Source organism: Streptomyces sp. NPDC048612, assembly GCF_043199295.1.
Taxonomy (GTDB): Bacteria; Actinomycetota; Actinomycetes; order Streptomycetales; family Streptomycetaceae; genus Streptomyces.
Genome location: NZ_JBICVV010000001.1, coordinates 573,510 through 588,178 on the forward strand (window position 1 = coordinate 573,510; position 14,669 = coordinate 588,178).

13 protein-coding genes and 1 riboswitch are annotated in these 14,669 nt (G+C 71.5%); of the genes, 4 read left to right on the plus strand and 9 right to left on the minus strand.

Going from position 1 to position 14,669, the window contains the following annotated elements:
• Positions 1-35: 35 nt before the first annotated feature.
• The 3 genes from metE to ACGFN2_RS02410 all read right to left on the minus strand — a co-directional run bounded on the left by metE (position 36) and on the right by ACGFN2_RS02410 (position 6,972).
• Positions 36-2,354 carry a 5-methyltetrahydropteroyltriglutamate--homocysteine S-methyltransferase gene (gene metE, locus ACGFN2_RS02400; protein ID WP_393356901.1) on the minus strand — a complete coding sequence of 773 codons (2,319 nt, stop codon included), beginning with the start codon at positions 2,352-2,354 and terminating at the stop codon, positions 36-38.
• A 163-nt stretch (positions 2,355-2,517) separates the two neighbouring features.
• A riboswitch (cobalamin riboswitch) is annotated at positions 2,518-2,740 on the minus strand.
• A gap of 282 nt (positions 2,741-3,022) precedes the next feature.
• Positions 3,023-6,433, minus strand: a complete 3,411-nt coding sequence (locus ACGFN2_RS02405; RefSeq protein WP_393356903.1) for a M48 family metallopeptidase — start codon at positions 6,431-6,433, stop codon at positions 3,023-3,025.
• 11 nt (positions 6,434-6,444) lie between these two features.
• Positions 6,445-6,972 (minus strand): hypothetical protein, encoded by a 528-nt coding sequence (locus tag ACGFN2_RS02410; protein WP_393356905.1) that lies wholly within the window; start codon positions 6,970-6,972, stop codon positions 6,445-6,447.
• Between the two features lie 104 nt (positions 6,973-7,076).
• Between ACGFN2_RS02410 and ACGFN2_RS02415 the strand changes: the two genes are divergently transcribed.
• The gene (locus ACGFN2_RS02415; RefSeq protein WP_393356907.1) at positions 7,077-7,646 is read left to right on the plus strand and encodes a S1 RNA-binding domain-containing protein; all 570 of its coding nucleotides are present in this window, start codon (positions 7,077-7,079) and stop codon (positions 7,644-7,646) included.
• 32 nt (positions 7,647-7,678) lie between these two features.
• On the opposite strand, the gene ACGFN2_RS02420 is transcribed toward ACGFN2_RS02415, so the two are convergent.
• The gene (locus tag ACGFN2_RS02420; RefSeq protein ID WP_393356909.1) at positions 7,679-8,440 is read right to left on the minus strand and encodes a DUF2470 domain-containing protein; all 762 of its coding nucleotides are present in this window, start codon (positions 8,438-8,440) and stop codon (positions 7,679-7,681) included.
• 197 nt (positions 8,441-8,637) lie between these two features.
• Here ACGFN2_RS02420 and ACGFN2_RS02425 point away from each other — a divergent pair, with 197 nt between their 5' ends.
• Positions 8,638-9,303 (plus strand): class I SAM-dependent methyltransferase, encoded by a 666-nt coding sequence (locus tag ACGFN2_RS02425; RefSeq protein WP_393356911.1) that lies wholly within the window; start codon positions 8,638-8,640, stop codon positions 9,301-9,303.
• A gap of 36 nt (positions 9,304-9,339) precedes the next feature.
• Here ACGFN2_RS02425 and ACGFN2_RS02430 read toward each other — a convergent pair whose 3' ends face one another.
• Positions 9,340-9,774, minus strand: coding sequence for a hypothetical protein (locus ACGFN2_RS02430; RefSeq protein ID WP_393356913.1), 435 nt, complete (start codon positions 9,772-9,774; stop codon positions 9,340-9,342).
• 31 nt (positions 9,775-9,805) lie between these two features.
• Positions 9,806-10,510: a helix-turn-helix domain-containing protein gene (locus ACGFN2_RS02435; protein ID WP_362601975.1), complete on the minus strand. Its 705-nt coding sequence runs from the start codon at positions 10,508-10,510 to the stop codon at positions 9,806-9,808.
• A 152-nt stretch (positions 10,511-10,662) separates the two neighbouring features.
• On the opposite strand from ACGFN2_RS02435, the gene ACGFN2_RS02440 reads away from it, so the two are divergent.
• The gene (locus ACGFN2_RS02440) at positions 10,663-11,877 is read left to right on the plus strand and encodes an amidase (RefSeq protein WP_393357172.1); all 1,215 of its coding nucleotides are present in this window, start codon (positions 10,663-10,665) and stop codon (positions 11,875-11,877) included.
• 33 nt (positions 11,878-11,910) lie between these two features.
• On the opposite strand, the gene ACGFN2_RS02445 is transcribed toward ACGFN2_RS02440, so the two are convergent.
• Together ACGFN2_RS02445 and ACGFN2_RS02450 are read right to left on the minus strand one after the other, a co-directional pair.
• The gene (locus ACGFN2_RS02445) at positions 11,911-12,327 is read right to left on the minus strand and encodes a hypothetical protein (RefSeq protein ID WP_393356915.1); all 417 of its coding nucleotides are present in this window, start codon (positions 12,325-12,327) and stop codon (positions 11,911-11,913) included.
• A gap of 293 nt (positions 12,328-12,620) precedes the next feature.
• Positions 12,621-13,355: a dienelactone hydrolase family protein gene (locus tag ACGFN2_RS02450; RefSeq protein ID WP_393356917.1), complete on the minus strand. Its 735-nt coding sequence runs from the start codon at positions 13,353-13,355 to the stop codon at positions 12,621-12,623.
• A gap of 139 nt (positions 13,356-13,494) precedes the next feature.
• Here ACGFN2_RS02450 and ACGFN2_RS02455 point away from each other — a divergent pair, with 139 nt between their 5' ends.
• Positions 13,495-13,977, plus strand: a complete 483-nt coding sequence (locus tag ACGFN2_RS02455) for a MarR family winged helix-turn-helix transcriptional regulator (protein WP_393356919.1) — start codon at positions 13,495-13,497, stop codon at positions 13,975-13,977.
• A 98-nt stretch (positions 13,978-14,075) separates the two neighbouring features.
• Here ACGFN2_RS02455 and ACGFN2_RS02460 read toward each other — a convergent pair whose 3' ends face one another.
• Positions 14,076-14,618 (minus strand): YciI family protein, encoded by a 543-nt coding sequence (locus ACGFN2_RS02460; RefSeq protein WP_393356921.1) that lies wholly within the window; start codon positions 14,616-14,618, stop codon positions 14,076-14,078.
• Between the last annotated feature and the right edge of the window lie 51 nt (positions 14,619-14,669).

The following is a 14,669-nucleotide window of genomic DNA, read 5'->3' on the forward strand; positions in this document are numbered from 1 at the left end:
GCGGGCGCGCTCGCTCCCCTCCCGGCCGTGACGGGTCAGGAGCCGGACAGCTCCGCGCGCACGGTGCGGGCGGCAGTGACCAGATTCACCAGCGAGGCGCGGGTCTCGGGCCAGCCGCGGGTCTTCAGACCGCAGTCCGGATTGACCCAGAGCCGCTCGGCGGGAAGGGCCGCAAGTCCCTTGCGCAGGAGGGCCGCCGCCTCCTCGGCGTCCGGGACACGAGGGGAGTGGATGTCGTAGACACCGGGCCCGGCCTCGCGCGGATAGCCGTGCTCGGCCAGCTCCCCGGCGACCTGCATATGGGAGCGGGCGGCCTCCAGGCTGATGACGTCCGCGTCCAGGTCGTCGATGGCCTGCACGATGTCGCCGAACTCCGCGTAGCACATGTGCGTGTGGATCTGGGTGCGGTCCTGCACCCCGCCGGTGGAGAGGCGGAACGCCTCGGTGGCCCAGGCCAGGTACGCGGCGTGGCCGGTGGCCCGCAGCGGCAGCGTCTCGCGCAGCGCGGGCTCGTCGACCTGGATGACCGAAGTGCCCGCCGCCTCCAGGGCGTTGACCTCGTCGCGCAGGGCGAGCGCCACCTGGCGGGCGGTGTCCCCGAGCGGCTGGTCGTCGCGGACGAAGGACCAGGCGAGCATGGTGACCGGCCCGGTGAGCATGCCCTTGACGGGGCGCCCGGTCTGCGACTGGGCGAAGGAGGTCCAGCGCACCGTCATCGGCTCGGGCCGGGAGATGTCACCCGCCAGGACCGGCGGGCGGACGTAGCGGGTGCCGTAGGACTGCACCCAGCCGTGCCGGGTGGCGAGGTAGCCGGTGAGCTGCTCGGCGAAGTACTGGACCATGTCGTTGCGCTCGGGCTCACCGTGCACCAGGACGTCCAGACCGGCCTCCTCCTGGAAGGCGAGGACCTCACGGATCTCGGCCTTGATGCGCTCCTCGTAGCCCGCGGTGTCCAGGCGTCCGGCCCGCAGGTCGGCGCGGGCGGCGCGCAGTTCGGCGGTCTGCGGGAAGGAGCCGATGGTGGTGGTCGGCAGCAGCGGCAGGCCGAGGTGCGCACGCTGGGCCGTGGCGCGCTCGGCGTACGGCTGCGCACGGCGGCCGTCGGCGTCGGTGACGGCGGCGGCCCGCGCACGGACGGCCGGGTCATGGGTGAGGGCGGAGCCGGCCCGGGAGGCCAGGTCGGCGCGGTTCGCGGCGAGTTCGGCGGCGATGGCGCCGGTGCCCCGCGTCAGGCCCCGGGCCAGGGTCACCAGCTCCGCGGTCTTCTGCTTGGCGAAGGCCAGCCAGCGCACGATCTGCGGGTCGATGTCGCGCTCGGCGGCGGCGTCCAGCGGCACGTGCAGCAGCGAGCAGGAAGCGGCCACATCGACCCGTTCGGCCAGGCCGAGCAGGGTGCCGAGGGTGGCCAGCGACTTCTCCAGGTCGTTGATCCAGATGTTGCGGCCGTTGACCACGCCCGCCACCAGGCGCTTGCCGGGCAGCCCGCCGACCGCCGCCAGCGCGTCGAGGTTGGCCGCTGCCGCGTCGGTGAAGTCGAGCGCCAGACCCTCCACCGGGGCCTTGGCCAGGACGGGCAGCGCGTCGCCGAGCCGGTCGAAGTACGAGGCGACCAGGAGCTGCGGGCGGTCGGTGAGGGCGCCCAGATCGCGGTAGGCGCGCGCGGCGGCGTTGAGTTCGGCCGGGCTGCGGTCCTGGACGAGGGCGGGCTCGTCGAGCTGCACCCACCCGGCTCCGGCGGCGCGCAGATCGGCGAGCACCTCTGCGTAGACCGGCAGCAGCCGGTCCAGGAGCGTCAGCGGCTCGAAGTCGGCGGCCACGCCGGGGGCGGGCTTCGACAACAGGAGGTAGGTGACCGGTCCGACGAGCACCGGCCGGGCGGTGAGACCGAGGGCGAGGGCCTCCCCGAGCTCGGCGACCTGCTTGCCGGAGTCGGCGGTGAAGACGGTGTCCGGCCCCAGCTCGGGCACCAGGTAGTGGTAGTTGGTGTCGAACCACTTGGTCATCTCCAGCGGCGCCACGTCCTGGGTGCCGCGCGCCATCGCGAAGTAGCCGTCGAGGGCGTCGGCCGCGACGGCGGCGCGGTGGCGGTCCGGGACCGCACCGACCATGACGCTGGTGTCCAGCACATGGTCGTAGTACGAGAAGTCACCGGTGGGCACTTCGTGGAGGCCGGCGCCGGCCAGCTGCTGCCAGTGGGAACGGCGGAGGGTGCGGGCGGTCTCCTGGAGCGCGTCGGCGCCGACCGTGCCCTTCCAGTAGCCCTCGACGGCCTTCTTCAGTTCGCGGTGCTGTCCCTGGCGGGGGTAGCCGTACACGGTGGCCCGTGCTGCCGCGGCTGCGGGCTTCGCTGTCACGGAATTCTCCTTCGCGAATACGTGTCATGGTCCCGGGGACGGAACGAGGTACGCGAAGGGGTGACGGACACCCGGCGGAAGCACGGTGCGTCTGCCACGCACGGGACCGCCTGGTGAGAACGCCGACCTGCCCTCGAGGTCACCGGGATGTCCGTGCACGCGGGGGCGCACACGGGCAACGGGCAGGTCTTCGGACTCGCGGGCGCGCCTGCCGGAGACCTCCGGCGGGCACCTACTGGCCGTCGCTTCCCGGACGCGTGATCCAGTGCGTATGACGGCGTTCGTTCCCACTCACCGCTGCGGGGCAGTCCCGGATTCCCACCGGGTTCCCTCTTACGACGCGGCCCGTCTGGCGGACGGGGCGAACCTGTTGCCCGGCCAGCGTAGAACGCCGCCCCCGTATCGGACACCTCTGACCACATACCGGAATGTGACATGAGACACCGGGGAGTGAAGGCCGGCAACTCCCTCGCCAGGGCGACCCGTTCGGCCCTCACCTGGAAACGGGGCGGCCGGCACCTGCGCGCCGGGCCGCGGGGCAGGCGGGAGTTTGACGACAGGTCCTAGTGGAACTGCTCCTCCTCGGTGGAGCCGGTTCGTGCCGTATCCGGTGGCGGGGCGGGAGGTCTGAGGGCCCGATGCCCGTACGGCGAGGTGAAATACGGCTCCTAATCCGCCACCCCGCCGCCGGACCGGCTGTTCGGATCGGGGGCCCCGAAGTGCCGGAAGCGCCATCGGACTTCGTCCAGTTCGTACCGGGCCGTGCGCAGGGCGAGGATGCCGCGTCCGAACAGATCGACGTCATCCTTCTCCAGCGCCTGGCGGCACTGTGAGCCGCCCTGCACGGCGAGTGTGGCGGCCCTGCGCCAGTGCTTCCGGGCGGTCGGTTCCGGGACGGGCGCGACGGCGAGGGCCCGGCGGCCGTGGGCGATCCAGCGGTCGCACAAGGGGCGGAAGAGCGCCGGGTCGAGCCCTCCCGTTCCCTGACCGGCCTTTGCCAGCGCGGAGCCCGTGGCGTTGACGTCTCCCGCGAAGTCCCGTTGCATGGCCAGGCCTCCGCTCAGCTGCCAGATGACCAGGCGCTGTCGAGTCGTCATGCGGGAACCCTTCTCGCCGGAGGGCGGCCCGGGGTCCGGCTCGTGTGAGCGGGGGAAAGCGGCCGACAGCATCTCGTTCGAGCGCGCCGTCTGCTGCCACCAGCCGGAGCACAGGGTGAGTGCGAACGCACAGGTCAGGGCCAGGTAGGCGCGTCGCCACCAGATGCGGTTCGTCGTCGCAGGCGGCCGGTGGGGCGCGGATGTCCCTGGCTCACCTCCTCGCCTCCAGTGCCAGGCGGCGGCCACCACGGTGAGCGCGCTCACCGCACAGATGCCGAGGGCGATGAGGCTCGGTACGACGAGGACGTGGAGGATCTGCCAGCTCTTCTCGGGCCGCCAGCCGCAGGTTTCGGCCAGGACGCCGAGTGGCGGTACGCAGCCGTCCGCGCCGGTGAGGGCGAACGCTGTCACGAGCCCGGTCAGCGAGGTGACTCCCGCGGCGCTCATGGTGATCAGCGCACGGTTGCGCACGGGGTGCCCGCGCCGCCCCACGATGACGTATGCCACCGCTGCGGCTGTGGCCACGGCGAGGACCAGCGCGCAGGCGATCGAGAGCTGGGAGTCCTGAAACCACTGGAACCACAGCCGGGATGAGGAGTGCCGGTCGGCTGGTTGCCGGGCATGGAGCCATGCCCGTGCGAGCGCCACGGCCAGGACGCCCCATGCCCCGCAGCCCGCCACCAGGGCCAGGACCGGGCCGTTGCGCGTGGGCCGGGATGCGGGTACGTCCGTGTGCGATACCGGCGAGCGGGGCCTGACCGCCTGCTCGCTGCCACGTCCACGGAGCGCTGCCCGGACCACGATCCCGGCCGGGGCGACGATCGTCACCGCAAAGAAGCCCACGGCCAGCGAGAACGACCCCACAAAGCGCATCTGCGCCCACGCCGTGGCGGGCCGCCAGCCACATGCGGACTCCATGACCGACAGCTGCGGGGCGCAGCCCTCGGTGGCGCCCAGGGCGAAGGCACCGACCAGCCCCAGCAGCAGCGCGCCGGCTGCCGCGACGAGGGCCGCCGGCAGCCGGCACCTGGGCGCCTGGACACAGACCACGATGGCGGTCACCGCCGCGCCGGCGCACAACGCCACGGCGAGCCAGAGCCAGACGAACATGTTCCAGGCGGGTGTTGCCCGTTCGTCCCAGGAGACGGGATAAAGATGCAGCCACACCCGAGTCGCCGCCACGATGCAGACCCCCAGCGCACCACCGACCGCGGCGCGCTTCAGCACCCATCCGAGCGGCGGCGGTCCGGACGGCACTGCCGGTGGCCGGACTGCCTCCGGCAGTGCTCGGCGCACCCATGCCGGCGTCTCAGTGACCGGACGGCGCATCCAGGACGCCAGGGGATACAGCCACAACAGCACTCCGCCGACCATGAGGGCCGGCTCCATCATGAGCACGAGTGCGAAGAGCGGGGAGATGCCACGCAAGGCCTGTTGCTGCTCGGGGGTGCCGGAGTACGGGAAGTGGTCCTGAAGGCGGGTGAACAGTCCGGAGAGGTCCACATCCATCAGGTACAGGTAGCCGTGGGTGTCCCACCAGACGAACCAGGCACCGAAGACGGCCAGCGTGCCGGTCAGACCACCGAGCTGTACCCACCGGAGGGACCGGCCGCGGCAGGTCCTGATCCACACCTCGGCGCACTGTGCCGCCCACCAGGTCAGCCCCGCACACGCGGCGATGAGAAGCAGCAGCACATGGGGGTACGGCGGGAGCCAGCTTCTCCCCGAGGAGCGGAAGGTCATCAGCTCTCCCGCAGCGAGCCCGAGGCCCAGCAACGTGCCTGCCCGGAGTCCCGACGGTGTGGGCCGGCCGGCCAGCACGGCGTGGGTGACAGCTCGCCACAGCGCCGTCCCGACGATCCCGGTGACCAGCGCGGCCGCCAGCCAGGCGGCCACGGTAGGGGCGGAGACCAGGTCGGGGAGGTCGCGACCCAGAAGGACGACCTGGCCCGACTCGACGACTGCCGCCGCCGTGAGAAACATGGTGGTCGCCCGGATGCCGAACAGCGCCGCCGGATCGAGCAGCGACTCCTGGCGCTCCTCCCACGCCGGGTGGGTCCGCCACAGTGCGAGGAAACGCCGCCCGGCGTGGCGCACTCCGAAGCCCGTGCTCAACGGGACGGCGGCGCCCACCGCGAGCGCCTTCGGGCTGCCACCCCACCGCACCGCGTCCAGGTCCGCATACAGCTCGCGGGTGCGCAGCACATCGGCGCGCGCCAGCATCACCAGAGCCGCCAGGATGAGCGGGAACGCCAGGCCGCGCAGACCGAACGCCCAACGCTCTCCCCATTGTTCGAGGACTTCCGACGGGCTCGCCCCCGGGGGATAGACGCTCATGACCACGTACGGGAGCAGGGCCACGAGGGCGAAGGCCCGCCAGAGCGCCTCCGTGGCGTAGGCGATGTCCACGTCCCGGTTGCGGATGTGCGCGAGTTCGTGGAGGACGACCGTACGGAAACCGTCGGGGTCAGCCGCGCGCCGCGCGATGAGGCCCCCGTGCAGGCTGACCGTGTGGCTGCGCCACCGCCCGAAGACCACCGCGCTGGGAGTGGCCGCCACCGGGTCCATCACGAACGACGGGGCCCTGCTCAGCCCGGCCTGCCGCGTCAGTGCCGCCAGTTCGTCGAGGAGCGCGGCATCTCGGACCGGCACCAGCCTGCCGCTGCGCACCTTCCAGCGCGGCAGCCAGACATAGACGATCAGCGCGAGGACGAAGACCAGCAGGGTGCCGCCCACGCTCCAGGCCCAGGAGGAAGGGTAGGAGGCCGATTCCAGGCAGGCTTGGTCCACCGACCGGTCAGGGGCGCCACCCTCAGGGGGACAGGCGCTCGGAACCGTGGCGCGTAAGGCCCTGGCCATGATCCACATCAGCTGGAGGCAGCTCGTGGTCACCAGGACGACCAGCAGGACGAAGCGGAGCGTGGTGCCCGCTCCCAGAACCCTGCGGTCGAGTCGGGAAAGATCCGTTGCGGTATCGGTCATCAGCGGCGAGGTCATCGGTCCTGCCCGTGCTGAGGACGGTCTGGGGCCTCCTCCGCTTCCGCGTCTCCACCGGAGTCACCACCCGGCAGCGCGTCGAGGGCCAAGCGGGCCGCGACACCGTCCGCGACGGCGAGCGCCCGCGCTCCTTCGACCCCAGCCGCGGTACACCGCTCCAGCACCGCTTCCCGCACGTGCACGATCTGCTCCTGGGACAGGGGCGGCAAGTGCAGGGGCGTGGTGTCGCGGGTCCGCCGGAACAGACCCCGCACCCGGCCCCGCAGCCGCGGGGCCGCCCCCTCGGAGACCTTGGCGAGCGTCTGTTTCGCCAGTTCGGCCAGCACCGCCCACAGCACGGGCGTGACCAGAGCGACCGTCATCTCCAGCCCGAATCCCAACGCCTCCCGGCTGCGGCCACGCCTCATCAGGGTGTGGTCCACCGCCGCGTCATCCAGGTCCTGCATCCCTTCGATCAGCGGCAGTTCCTCATCTGCCGCTTCGGCGACCACGTCGCACACCACCTGGCGTACTGCCAGCCCCATGGATTGCTCCCTCTGCTCCCGTACCTGACTCCGTAATCTGTTTCCCACCCGCACGGTGAACAACGGAGCGCGGGGCCAGCTTTTCGCATGAGAAGCTCCCCCTCGTGATCAGCCCCTCCGAAAACCCCCAACTTCGCTCATTCCTCGCATCGTTGACGTACGGCGCGGTCCTCTCCGGCACCGTCGCCGCGATCGAGCGGTTCGGTGTCTTCGTGGCGCTCGACGACGGGCCCGCCCATCCGGTCTTTCCCGGCGTCGGGTTCATCACGGTGCCCGAACTGTCGTGGCGGCGCCTCAGCGCGGCATCGGAGGTCGTGCAGGTCGGGCAGCACGTCTCCTGTCAGTTCCTGCAGTTCGACGACTGGAACATGGAGGCCCGGCTGTCCTTGCGGGCGACGCGGCCGGACCCCTTCCAGGCGTTCGCCGACCGCACCGTCGTGGGGCAGCGACTGCGCGGGCGGGTCAGCATGGTGGTCCCGTTCGGGGTCTTGGTGCGCGTCGACCAGGGGATCGAGGGGCTGGTCCACCGTCGTGACCTCACTCAGGCGCCCGTGGGGGAGCTGTCGGAGATCGTCCGGGTCGGTGACGACATGGATGTTGTCGTCACCGGAATCGACCGGGAGCTACGGAGGCTTGGCCTCTCCCTCCGGCACGGTCCGGCCGGACCGCAGTAGGCACCTCGGCGGCCGCACCTGCCGCCGCCGGTTCAGCTGCGCCGCGGCGACACCGTGTTCTCGTCCGGTTCCCATGCGTCGTCGAGGAGTCGGCTGCCGTGGGAGCAGCGGCGGGCGGTGGTGAGCAACGCCTGTAGCTGGACGCCGAATTGGTCGGGTTCATCGAGTGTTTTGTGGAAGGGCAGCCGTACGTCGTGGTGGCCGAACGGGTACTCCAGGCGGAGGTCGATCCCGTAGCGGTCGATGGCCAGCGGCACCACACGTTCCATGAGTTGGAGGTACCGGGGCTCCACCAGGCGCAGCAGGAGGGGGACGCAGTGGCTGTGCTCCTCGACCAGGTGGGTGAGGATGTCGGCTTCGTAGCGGGCCACGGGATCGGCGGGAGCGGCCATCAGGTCGTCAAGGCCGACGCTGACCTCGGATGTGCCCCTCTCCAGCACCGCCGTGGCGAACTCCATGCAGTCGCCGGCGGGCGAGGCCCCCTTGTCCCGGGAGGTCAGCCACCCCATGACGGTGACGCGTGAGCGGACCCGGTCGCGCACGGGGAGCGGCGAGACATCCGTGAATTCCAGTGTGGCGGGCACCCGCTCACCCACCCTTGCCGCGCCGGTGAGGCCGGCGTCCATCGGGGACGGGTGGAGGTGGATGTGCTGCGTCGCTCCTGGACCGTTTCCGCGCGACACCTCGGCGCGGTGGCCGTCGGCCACCATGGTCATCGAGTGTGCCGTGGCCAGGATCGTCCGGACTCGTTCGGCGCTGGTCGGCTGCTGGTCCGCACCACCGAGGATACGCATACAGTCTCCTGAAGGTTAGGTAAGGCTTACCTTAGCAGGGTTGTGTTGCCTCGCCATGGGGGGACGCTCGACGATCGCGAACCGGCTTGGCGGGCGCGTGGGATCGCGGTCGGCGCGCCCTCTCCGGGGGCGTCCATCGCGTCGGGCGGCGAAGTGCGGCTGGGCGGGGGCGTCGGCCGGAGGGGCAGGCTGGCCCTATGACGTCCTTAGCGCAGCGGGCCCTCCGCGCCCTCGACCGGTTCAACACGGCCCATCCCTGGGACCACAACGCCCACTACCACCGCTGGCTCCTGCGGCAGCTTCCCCAACGTCTCGGCAGTGCCCTGGACGTCGGCTGTGGCAGCGGCGATCTGGCCCGCCTCCTGGCCACCCGTGCCGACGAGGTCCAGGGAATCGACGCCGACCCGGTGATCATCCGCCGGGCGCAGCAACTGACCCCTCCGGCGGCCCCGGTGACCTTTACGGCCGCCGACGCGCTGACCGGCCTCCCCCGTGACTCCTATGACGTCATCACCTGCGTCGCCACCCTCCACCATCTGCCCTTCACCGAAGCGCTCGGCGTCTTCCGCCGGCACCTGGCCCCTGGGGGAACGCTGGTGGTCGTCGGCCTCTTCAGGGCGCAGGACCCCGTCGACCACCTGCTCGGCGCCGTCGCCAGCCCGCTGAACGCCGCCACCGGCTGGCTCAGGAACAAGGGCCGCCGGGCACCCCGCCCCGCGTCGATGACCGCCCGGACCCGACCGGCGGAGATGCTCTTCGCCGACATCGCCGACGGTGCCCGTGACGTCCTGCCGGGCGCCCGGCTCCGCCGTCGGCTCTTCTGGCGCTACACGCTCGTATGGCGTCGCCCTTTCGCCTCCTGAGCCCGAGGGCTCCGGTTCCGCACCCTGGCCGTGGGATCAGGTGTGGGGGCTGACCCTGGTCTCGACCGGTCGCGGTTCGCGGTCCTGTGCGACGCACTCCAGGGCTTCTCGGGCCGCCAGGGCCCCGAGACGTACGAAGGCCGTCTCGCAGCTGTCGACCCAGTGCCACGACAGGGCACGCACGATGACCCGGGCGCGGACCGGAGGGCGCGGATGGGCGGCGGGGTCCTCGGTGTCCGCGGCGGCCAGTGCGCGCAACACGCCCCGGGCGAGGGACTCTTCGTACTCCGGCGACGGTTCGGGTTCGGCCGTGCAGGCGAACTCGATGGACGAGGCGACCCCCGTCGGCACCGGCTCGAAGTCCAGCTCCACTCGTCCGTAGGTCGGCGCGCACGCCCCGACCGTCTGCCGCGAGTGCACCCTGACCCCGCGTACGGGGCGGGGGAGGGGCGCGGTCGGGGTGGCGGTCATGGCCGGTACGGTACGCGCGGAGGGCAGGTGCTCAACTCCGTTGCTTCCGCGCCCGGGAGGGCCCTGAGGTCTCAGATGTCCCGGACTCTCCAGAGTCCCCGGACTCTCCGGGCGCCGCGGAGGAGCGTGGTCCCTTCCCCTCGTGCCAGGCGATCACCGCGTCGACGAAGGCGAGGAGCCGTTCGCCGATGTGATCCACGCTGCCGTTCTGCGCGCTCACCTGGGCTCCTTCCAGGGCGAAGGTGAGCTCTGCCGCGGCCCCCTCAGGATCGGTGAGACCGGCCGCGGTGCACATGGCGGTGAGGCGGCGGAGTTGCTGCGCCTTGTGCGCCTCGATCACCTGGCGCGCCGGATGGGACTGATCGGGCAGCTCGGCGAGGGAGTTGACGAAGGGGCAGCCGCGGTGCGACAGCGTCGACAGTGTGTCGGCGACGAATGCGGCCACGCCCCTGATCTGGGCCCGGGGATCGTCCGGCCACCGTTCCTCGACCGTGTCGAACGCGGAGACGTAGTCGGCCGCGACGATCAGCAGCCACTGCGCCACCAGGGCGTCCTTGGTGCCGAAGTGGCGATAGAGCGCGGCCTTGGTGGTCCCGGCCTTCTCCGCGATGGCCTGGACGCCGACACCCCTGATCCCCTCGGAGTGGAACAACTCCTCGGCCGCATCGAGGAGGCGCTCGCGCGGCGGCAGCTTGGCCACCCGCTCCGCCCGCCCCGGCCGCACCGTGTCCGCCATGTCCGATCCTCCTGTGCCACTCCGCCCTTCCGGCTGCGCTCCGCTCACGCTACGGTACCGGATGGTCCCGCACGATACCGATCGGTATCGCATGGGTCTGATCGGTATCGCATGCCAGAGGAGTTCTCGTGAAGCTGGACCTGGGTGTGTTCATGGCCGGCAAGCGGACGGAGCTGGGCAGCCGGCTGACCGAAGGTCATGTCGCGTCGGCGGACTCGTATCTGATGCGGCGCTTCCGGCAGAGCGGTCTGGCGACCGTCGGCCGCACCGCGACCCCGGAGTTCGCCTACAGCATCACCACCGAGGCCGTCCTGTACGGGCCGACCCGCAACCCCTGGGACCTCGGCCGCACGGCGGGCGGCTCCAGCGGTGGTTCGGCCGCCGCGGTCGCCGCCGGCATCGTCCCGCTCGCGCACGCCACGGACGCGGCCGGCTCGATCCGCATACCGGCCGCCAGTACCGGCCTGTTCGGGCTGAAACCCACCCGTGGCCGGGTGTCCATGGGCCCCGACACCGACGAGATCTTCAGCGGGCTGGCCGTTCAGGGCGGCGTCAGCCGCACGGTGCGCGACAGTGCGGCGCTGCTCGACCACATCCACGGCCCGGAGAGCGGTGACCCGTACTTCGCCGCACCACCGCACCGCCCCTACAGCGAGGAGATCGCCCGCGACCCGGGCCGTCTTCGGATCGGCGTCATCGCCGAGGGCGGTGGCCGACGCCGCACCGAGCGAGCGGTGGGCGACGCCGTGTCCCGCACCGCGGAACTCCTCGCCTCGCTGGGGCACCAGGTGGCCGAGGCCACGCTCGACCTCGGGCTGAGCTGGGAGCGGTTCGTCCTGGCCAACGCGCGGCTCTGGACGGCCAACCTGGTCCCCTGGCTCGACGCCCTGGCCGCGGCCACCGGCCGTCCCATCGACCTGTCCACCGTCCAGCACGAGACGCTCGCCGGCTACGCCTGGGGCCGTCAGGTCACCGGCGCCGACTTCGTCAGCGCGCTCGGCGTACGCAACACCGTTGCCCGCAGCATCGGCCGCCACTTCGACCGCTACGACGTGCTGCTCACCCCCACCCTTCCCGAACTGCCGCCGCGGCTGGGCACCTACGCCGAAGGCGTCGAGGACCTCGACGGCCTCGGCTGGCTCGACCAGATCCTCGACCGCTCACCCTTCACCGCCGGCTTCAACCTCGCCGGAACCCCCGCCATGTCCGTACCGCTGGCGACCGACCCCACCACCGGACTGCCCATCGGCCTCCAGTTCGCCGCCGCCTACGGCCGCGAGGACACCCTCTTCCGCCTCGCCGCCCAGCTCGAACAGGCCGCGCCCTGGTCCCACCGCACCCCTGCTGTGTGGGCCGGCTCCGAGTGACATGCGCCCGGCCGTCGTCCGCCTGATGAGCCATCAGCCTGCCCGCTTCACCGCGGAGAAGTAGACGCGGGAGGCGGGGAGGAGCAGGGCGGGGGCGATCGCGGACGTGAACAGGTCGGGTCCGTAACGCGAGAGGACCGTCCAGTCGGTCGGGAGACCGTTCGTGCTCAGGTCGGTGAGCACGAACAGCAGGTGGAGACCGGCCACCGTCACCAGCACCAGCCGGGCCCAGTTGCGCCCGCGGCGCATCCGGACGGCGCACAGCAGCCATCCGCCGGCGAGTACGACGAGCCCGCCGGCGGAGAGGGTGAGCTGGATCAGCGCACCTGACAGCCCCACCTGGTCACGCAACTGCCGGAATCCCGTAGGGGGAAGGACGAACGCCTCCAGTGCCCAGCCACCCACCTGAAGGAAGACCGTCACCAGGGCTGCCCTGAAAGCGAGTTGCACCTCATGCGGAGGCTGGAGGCGACCTGTCGAAGCCCGGTTCACGCTTTCCCCTTCGTCGCGCCGTTGGAGGACGGTCGCGCGGGGCGAGGGGACGCAGCCCGAAGGCCCGAGTGTGGCGACCGGCTTCTTTCCCGGGCGTCGAGGCCCACCGAAGACCGGCCTCGACGCTCAAGGGGCAAGACCGCGGCCGGGACGCCTGGGTTCCGTCCGTCGCCCGGTGCGGAACAGCAACGGCAGCCGTGCGACGCGGCGGACGCGGGCGCTCCCGGTGTGGCTGTCTCCTGGCCGGAGTCTCAGCTGTCGCCCAGGGTGCGGTCGAGGAGGGGGAGCAGGCGGTCCCAGTGGCGCTGCAGCGCGGAGGGGCTGAAGGCGTCGGTGTCGGCCATGGTGAAGCCGTGGACGGTGCCGGGGTAGATCTCGGAGGTGTACTCGACACCAGCGGCATCCAGCGCCTGGTTGAGTTCGCCGAGGGTCTCGGGCGTCATATCGGTCTCGGCGTGGCCGAAGTGGGTCTGGGCGGTGAGACGGTGCAGGCTCTCGGGCCCGTCGGCGCCCACGGGGCCGTGGAATCCGGCGACGGCTGCCACCTGGCCCGGGTGGGCCACGGCGGTACGCACCGCCAGGAGGCCGCCGATGCAGTAGCCGGTCACCGCGACCGGTCCGGCGGAGACCTCGGGCCGGCTGGTGAGGAACCTGAGGTAGGCATCGGCGTCGCTCAGGACGCGGTCGGCGGTGTGCGCCTCGATCAGGGGCATCAGCTGGGCGACGACCGCGGGCCGGACGTCTTCTCCGATGTGCTCGGGAAGTTCGGTCACCGGAGCCGGGCCGTGCCGGTAGAAGAAGTTGGGGACGAGTACGTAGAACCCGTGCCCGGCCAGTTCGCGGGCCAGCTCCCGCAGCACGGGCCGGATGCCGAAGGCGTCCCCGTACATCAGCACCCCCGGGTGCCGGTCGCCGTGGTCGGGAAAGGCGGCGAAGGCATCGGCCTCGCCGTCCGAGGTGGGAATCAGCAGGTTCTGAGTGGGCACGTTCGTCCTTCCTTGGAGTTCACTCCGCAAACGTTCGCTCCATCAACGTTCAACTCTCTAACGTTCGTTGAGCTAACGTTTTCGGCGCGAGTGAACGTATATCGTTAGTCTGACTAACGCAATGAGGAGGAGGGGCGCCATGACCAGAGGCGAAGCCGCGGACCCGCCCGACAGTGGCGCGCTCAGGACGCCCGACAGGCTGCGCCGACGGGCGAGCCGGCTGTTGTCGCAGCTGACCGCGCGATCGGACCGGCTGATCAACGTGGGGCTGGCCGAGGTCGACGCCCGCAAGTGGCACTACGCCGTGCTCGCCTCACTGGCGGACTACGGGCCGGGCAGCCAGGCGGAGCTGAGCGGGCGCACCGGCATCTACCGCAGCGACATGGTCGGTGTGCTCAACGAACTGGGCGAGCGTGACCTCGTCGAGCGGGCGCCGGACCCCCATGACCGGCGCCGCAACATCATCACCATCTCCACCCGGGGGCGCCGTCAGCTGCGCCGCCTCGACAAGGTGCTGGACACCCTCCACGACGACCTGCTCGCACCGCTGAACCCGGCCGAACGCGACCAGCTCGTGCAGCTGCTCACCCGCCTGCTGGACCACCACACCCGGACTTCCTGAACCGGACTTCCTGGCCCGGACTTCCGGGCCTGGGCAGCGGCGTCATCCGGCTCCGGCGCTGCCCGGGCGCTGTTCCTGGACGTCATGTTCTCCGGGTGTCAGCCGCGCCCGCCGAACTGCCAGTTGTGCACTGCGGTCTCGGCGTACCGGCCCGGGGTCAGGACGGCGCACGCCGTGTCCGCGTCCGGCGCCCGGACCAGCGCCGCCGTGCCAAGCCAGACAGCACCGTCGTCCGACAGCAGTGGCCCATAGGCGATCAACTCGTCCTTGTCGGGCGGCACCGTGAGATCGGCGGCCTGCCCTTCGCCGAGGCCCAGTACCAGGTAGCGGTTGCCGCCCTCCTCGCCGCCGGGGAAGTCCCACATCGTGCGTCCCAGCAGGTTGCGCCACCGTCGCAGCAGTACGTCCCGGTACACGCCGGCCTGGTAGTTCGGCTCGTCGAAGGCGAACGCGCGGGCGGCGGCCGGATCGGGCAGGTCGACGATGTGCACGCTGCCGGAAGGGGTGTCGCCGGCCATCGTCGGGCCCCGGGCGATCAACTCCTCGGAGTACCGGTCCATATAGGACCAGTGCCTCTCCAGCAGCTCCTCGCGCAGCGCCGCGGAGCCGGACCGATCGCGGTGATAACAGAAGAACTCCATGCCCACAGGATTTCTTGAGGGGACAGCCAGGTCGAGCGGGTTTCCCTGCGA